The organism is Desulfosarcina sp. (assembly GCF_041551955.1).
Classification (GTDB): domain Bacteria; phylum Desulfobacterota; class Desulfobacteria; order Desulfobacterales; family Desulfosarcinaceae; genus Desulfosarcina.
Genome location: NZ_JBFELV010000319.1, coordinates 1 through 5,800, shown reverse-complemented (window position 1 = coordinate 5,800; position 5,800 = coordinate 1). Strand labels below are relative to the sequence as shown.

The 5,800-nt window shown below is 57.6% G+C and carries 5 protein-coding genes and 1 other RNA gene; all 6 read left to right on the top strand.

Features of this window, described 5'->3' with window-relative positions; genetic code table 11:
• The coding region (locus tag ABYV26_RS18985) for an ABC transporter ATP-binding protein (RefSeq protein ID WP_372682927.1) at positions 1-849 on the top strand (849 nt) is incomplete at its 5' end.
• 25 nt (positions 850-874) lie between these two features.
• A complete protein-coding gene (locus tag ABYV26_RS18980) occupies positions 875-2,011 on the top strand; it encodes a branched-chain amino acid ABC transporter substrate-binding protein (RefSeq protein WP_372682926.1) in 1,137 nt (378 codons plus the stop codon).
• A gap of 91 nt (positions 2,012-2,102) precedes the next feature.
• Complete coding sequence (locus ABYV26_RS18975) at positions 2,103-3,014, top strand: branched-chain amino acid ABC transporter permease (RefSeq protein ID WP_372682925.1); 912 nt, start codon at positions 2,103-2,105, stop codon at positions 3,012-3,014.
• Positions 2,998-4,224, top strand: coding sequence for a high-affinity branched-chain amino acid ABC transporter permease LivM (livM, locus tag ABYV26_RS18970; protein WP_372682924.1), 1,227 nt, complete (start codon positions 2,998-3,000; stop codon positions 4,222-4,224). The genes ABYV26_RS18975 and livM overlap by 17 nt, the downstream gene beginning before the upstream one ends.
• Before the next feature lie 15 nt (positions 4,225-4,239).
• Positions 4,240-4,947 (top strand): ABC transporter ATP-binding protein, encoded by a 708-nt coding sequence (locus tag ABYV26_RS18965; RefSeq protein ID WP_372682928.1) that lies wholly within the window; start codon positions 4,240-4,242, stop codon positions 4,945-4,947.
• Between the two features lie 280 nt (positions 4,948-5,227).
• Positions 5,228-5,580, top strand: a transfer-messenger RNA (tmRNA) gene (gene ssrA, locus ABYV26_RS18960).
• The last annotated feature ends 220 nt before the right edge of the window (positions 5,581-5,800 follow it).

Below are 5,800 nucleotides of genomic sequence, written 5' to 3'. Positions count from 1 at the left end.
CATCATCATGGTCATTTCGGCCAAGGAGCCGCGAGGGGTGTGGGGTATCGTGGAACGGATACGTCGAAGGAAACGAACCTGATGGCGTTACTGGAAGTCAAAAACCTGGTCAAAGATTTTGGCGGTCTGCGAGCCAACGACGGCATCTCTTTCCAGCTGGCACCGGGCGAACTGCTGGGCCTGATCGGTCCCAACGGCGCCGGCAAGACCACGGTGTTCAATGTGCTCACCGGCGTCTACAAGGCCAGCAGCGGCAATGTGCGCTTCGAGGGAAAAAGCATTTTGGGTAAACGCCCCCATGAAATTTTCGCTAAGGGCGTGGCCCGGACCTTTCAGAACATCCGCCTTTTTTCGGCCATGACCGCGGTTGAAAATGCCATGGTGGCCCGGCACTGCCGCTCCAAAAAGGGCGTGGTGGGGGCCATCTTCCGCACCATGTCACAGCGAAGGGAAGAGCGCCAGATCCGCGGCAAGGCGCTGGAAGCGCTCAAATTCATGGGCGTGGACAAGTATGCGGACACGGTGGCCTCCAACCTGCCTTACGGCCTGCAGCGGCGCCTCGAAATCGCGCGCGCACTGGCCTCCCAGCCCAAGGTGATCCTGCTGGACGAACCGGCCGCCGGCATGAACCCGTCGGAAAGTTCGGCCCTGATGAAGGATATCTCCCGGATCTGCGAACTCGGGATCGACGTGCTCCTGGTGGAGCACGATATGAAAGTGGTCATGGGTGTGTGTCACCGGATTGTGTGTGTTGACCACGGGGTCAAGATTGCCGAAGGGACGCCGGAAGAGATCCAGTCCAGCCCCCAGGTGATCGAGGCTTACCTGGGTCAGCCAGCGAGTAAATAATCATTAATTACAGGAGGAGCGTCAAATGAGAAAAAAACTGTTCGTCGCACTGGTATTTGGCCTGATGGTCGTCCCCTTTATCATGGGAACGGCGACTGCTAAAACATTGAAAATCGGCTCCATGAGCCCACTGACCGGCCCTTACGCCTCAGACGGAACGGACATTAAAAACGGCGTATTGACCGCCATCCAGGTGTTCGAGGAAGCCGGCGGGGTTCCCGGTTATGACAAGATCGAACTGTTCCCCCAGGACACCGCTTGCGATCCCAAGCAGGCCGTGGCTGCCGCCAACAAGTTGATCAACCTCGAAGTGGTCGGTGTCGTCGGCGCCTACTGCTCCTCGTCCACCATCCCCTCTTCAGAGGTGCTGGCCGAAGAAGACATCCCCATGCTGACCCCGGCCTCCACCAACGAAGCCGTCACCGACCGCGGCCTGCCCTACATGTTCCGCCTGTGCGGCCGTGACGATGATCAGGCACCGGCTGCCGCCAAATTCCTGAAAGAGCAGCTGAAAGCCAAAACCATCTTTATCGTCGACGACAAAACCACCTACTCCCAGGGGCTGGCCGACGGCGTGAGCAAGGCCGCCAAGGCGCTGGGCATGGAAGTGGTCGAACACGACCACGTCAACCAGGGCGACAAGGACTTCGCCGCCGTGCTGACCAAGGCCAAACAGGCCAATGCCGACGTTTTCTACATGTCTCTGCAGGGCTACTCTCCGGGCGCCCTGATGGCACTGCAAGCTAAACGCTTGGGCCTGAAGTCTCAGATTGTAACCCAGGACGCCATGTTCCAGCCTAAGTTCATGGAAGTGGCCAAGGAGGCGGCTGAAGGTGTTTACCTGACCTACGGGTTCACCGATACCACGACCCCCGAGTACAAGGCCTTCGAGAAGATCTATGTACCCAAGTACGGCCCCATCGCCGCCTATGCCACCTATGCCTACGATGCGGCCACCGTGCTGCTCCAGGCCATCAAGACCGCCGGCTCCACCGATCCAGCCAAGATCAAGGCCGAAATCATGAAAATGGACTTCGACGGCGTGGCCAAACGCATCAAGTTCAGGGAAAACGGCGATTCCGGATCGTCCTACATCGCCTACAAGGTCGAGAACGGTCAGTTTGTTCCCTATTGGGCGCCTGAAAAGGGGCTGCTCCAATAATTCGGTCGAGTGACGTGACCGTCCTGCCACGGCGGCAGGACGGTCACCCCCATCGCGTTGACTGCAAGCCTCAATCTGAAAAGCGATTTCTATGGAATTTTTTATTCAGCAATTGATCAACGGCATCACCCTGGGCGGCCTCTACGCCCTGATCGCGTTGGGCTACACCATGGTCTACGGCGTCATCCAGCTGATCAACTTCGCCCACGGTGAATTCTTTGCCGCCGGGGGGTATGTGGGTGTCATTCTGCTCAGTTTTTTTACCGGACTGGGATACATGGAGACCCACCCGATACTCTGCCTGGCGGCCTCTTTTGCCCTGACCATGGGGTACTGCGCCTTTCTGGCCATAGGGGTCGAAAAAGTAGCCTACAAGCCCTTGCGCCGCCAGTCAAGACTGGCCGCCCTGCTCTCCGCCCTGGGCATGTCCATTTTCCTGTCCAACGGACTGATGTTGACCCAGGGGGTCTATGACAAGGCCTATCCCAGCGAGCTGTTCCAGGGTGGCATCAATTTCGGCATGATCCGGATCGGCTACCTGCAGATGATGATCGTGGGCATGACCATCTTCCTGCTGTTCGGGCTCAACATCCTGGTGTTCAGAACCAAGATCGGCATGGCCATGCGCGCCACGGCCCAGGACAAGATCATGAGCAGCCTGGTGTCCATCAGCAGCAACCGGATCATCTCCCTGACCTTCGGTATCGGCGCCGGGTTGGCCGCCGCCGCCGGCATCATGGTGGGGCTCTATTATGGCTCGGTGCGCTACGACATGGGCTTTCTGCCCGGCATCAAGGCCTTTGCCGCCGCCGTGCTGGGCGGGATCGGCAACATCACCGGGGCCATGCTGGGCGGGTTGATCATCGGAATGGTGGAAATCTTCGGTGCGGGATACATCTCCGGCCAGTACAAGGACGTGTTTGCTTTCATTATCCTGATCTCCGTGCTCTACTTCAAACCGACTGGAATCATGGGCGAGAATATCGATGATACAAGAGTTTAAGAAAGTCTGGAAACCTTACACCATCGGCCTGCTGTGGCTGCTGGGACTGCTGTGGCCCCTGCTGGGCATTCACCCGGACGGCACCCTCTCCTTCGATCGGACCTTCACTGTCTGGCTCTACATCGCCATCGGCACGACGGTCTGCCTGCTGCTCTACCTGATGAACAAAAGCGGCAGCCTGGACGCCGTCAGCCGGCCGCTTGCCGGTCTGCGGGACACCGTCGGGCAGGCATCGGGCAAGGTGCCCACCTGGGTCTGGATCGTCGCCCTGCTGGCGTTGGCCTTCTGCTTTCCCTTCTTTACCGGCAGATACGCCCAGGACGTGGCCACCAATGTCCTGATCTACGTCTGTCTGGGACTGGGGCTGAATGTGGTCGTGGGGCTGGCCGGCATGCTGGATTTAGGCTACATCGCCTTTTACGGCGTCGGCGCCTACACCTATGCCCTGTTGAACATCCATTTCGGCATGTCCTTCTGGATCTGCCTGCCCGTTGCAGCGACCCTGGCGCTTCTTGCCGGGTGCTTTATCGGGTATCCCACCTTGCGCATGCGCGGCGACTACCTGGCCATCGTGACCCTGGGCTTCGGGGAGATTGTGCGCATCCTGCTCAACAACTGGATGACGCTGACCAACGGGCCCAACGGGATTCTGGGCATCGACGCGCCCAGCGTCTACATTCCCAGCTTCGAAGGTGGGTTCAGCCTGGAATTGCTCTACCTGAAGAAGCTGCACTATCTGTATTACGTGGCCCTGTTGCTGGCCATCATCACCGTGATTTCGGTCAGGCACCTGAACTTTTCCAGAATCGGCAGGGCCTGGGAGTCCATCCGTGAAGATGAAACCGCCGCCGAGCTAATGGGCGTCAACACCTTTAAACTCAAGCTGCTGGCCTACGCCATGGGCGCGCTGTTCGCCGGTCTGGCCGGTGCCTTCTTCTGCGCCCGCATGCGCTTTGTCAGCCCAGAAAGCTTCACCTTCCTCGAATCGGCCATGGTGCTGAGCATGGTGGTTTTGGGCGGCATGGGCTCGATCCCCGGGATTATTTTGGGGGCGGCCGCCCTGATCGTGCTGCCGGAAGTCTTCCGCGAATTTGAAACCTACCGCATGCTGGTTTTCGGTATGTCCATGGTGGTGATGATGCTGTTTAGGCCTGCCGGCCTGATCCCGGCCAAGCGCATGGGCACCCGGGGCGAAGAAAAGGAGGGATAGATGGCTGATCAACCGATTCTCGAGCTGAAGGACGTCTATTCCAGCTACGGCAGCATCAAGGCCCTCAAGGGGATCTCCCTCAAGGTCTATCCGGGCGAGATCGTGGCCATCATCGGCGCCAATGGTGCCGGCAAATCCACCACACTGATGACCACCTGCTGCGTGGTTCCCATTGACGAAGGAGAAATCTGGTACAACGGCACCCCCATTCACGGCAAAGCGGCGGAGACCCTGCCTGAATCCGGTCTGTGCCAGGTACCGGAAGGCCGGCGCATATTCCCGCGCCTGACCGTGGACGAAAACCTGACCCTGGGCGCATTCTTCCGCAAGGACAAGACAGACATCGAAGCCGACCGGCAGCATGTCTACAAGCTGTTTCCCATCCTTAAAGACCGCCATCGACAGCACGGCGGCACCCTGTCCGGCGGCGAGCAGCAGATGCTGGCCATCGCCCGGGCGCTGATGGGCCGGCCCAAGGTGCTGTTGCTGGACGAGCCCTCGCTGGGCCTGGCTCCGCTGATCGTCCAGCAGATTTTCGACATCATCAAGGATATCAACAAAAAGGAAGGCACCACCATTTTGCTGGTGGAGCAGAACGCCAACCTGGCCCTGCAGGCCGCTTCCCGGGGCTACGTGCTGGAAACCGGCAACATCACCCTGGAAGATGATGCCAAAAAGCTGCTTGACAACCCGGAGATACGCAAAGCCTATTTAGGCGAATAAGTGACGGATTCATAAGAAAGCCGATATCTGCGTTACGTTTCATCCCTCGTCAACTGCGGAGTATCGCATATACACCTCGTTCCTCGGGACTCGCAAGCCTTGATCTCGGATTTCTTACGAATCCGCCTTGAAGCTGAATTTTACGACTTCATCAACCGCTCCCCAACACCCCTGAGCCCTTGATTGAAAAGGGTTTCAGGGGTGTTTTATATTTTCGGCGTTGCTTGACATTGGCAGGTCCGAGCTTTAATATACAGATAAGACTGTTCTTTAACAAATTGGGGGCGAAACGGCTTCGACGGGGATAAAGAAGCACCGATTGCATGCCGAGTTCCTACCATCTCGTAAATCTGGTGGGAAATAAACATAATCGCAGACGATTATAACTACGCCGTAGCAGCTTAGTGCTACCGTTCTACCGGGTTTCTCCCGCGAACCTGGATAGAACGTCGACTAGTGGGATAGCCTAATCTGAATGCCTGCTACAGAAAAGGCGAACTTTTAGCAGGATAGCCTTTGAAGTACCCTGCCTGATGGAGACTGCCAGAGGCGATACTTAGAGATCAGGACAAGCATGTAGATATCTGTGTGGAATGTTTTCGGACGCGGGTTCGACTCCCGCCGCCTCCACCATTTAGAAAAGACAAACCCGTCTCTCTGGGGTCATTCTCCGGGGTGACGGGTTTTCTTTTTCCCCTTGTTTCTAAAGGGTTTGCGCCCGTTTCACATCTTTCCAAAGCACCTCTCCGCACCATCGATTCTCCCCATCCTCCCGCCTTTCTTTCTCTGTTTGGCCCCTGATTCTCTGTTTTCTCCGGACCAAGTCCGAAGCTCGTCCGGGAAGCTACATCCT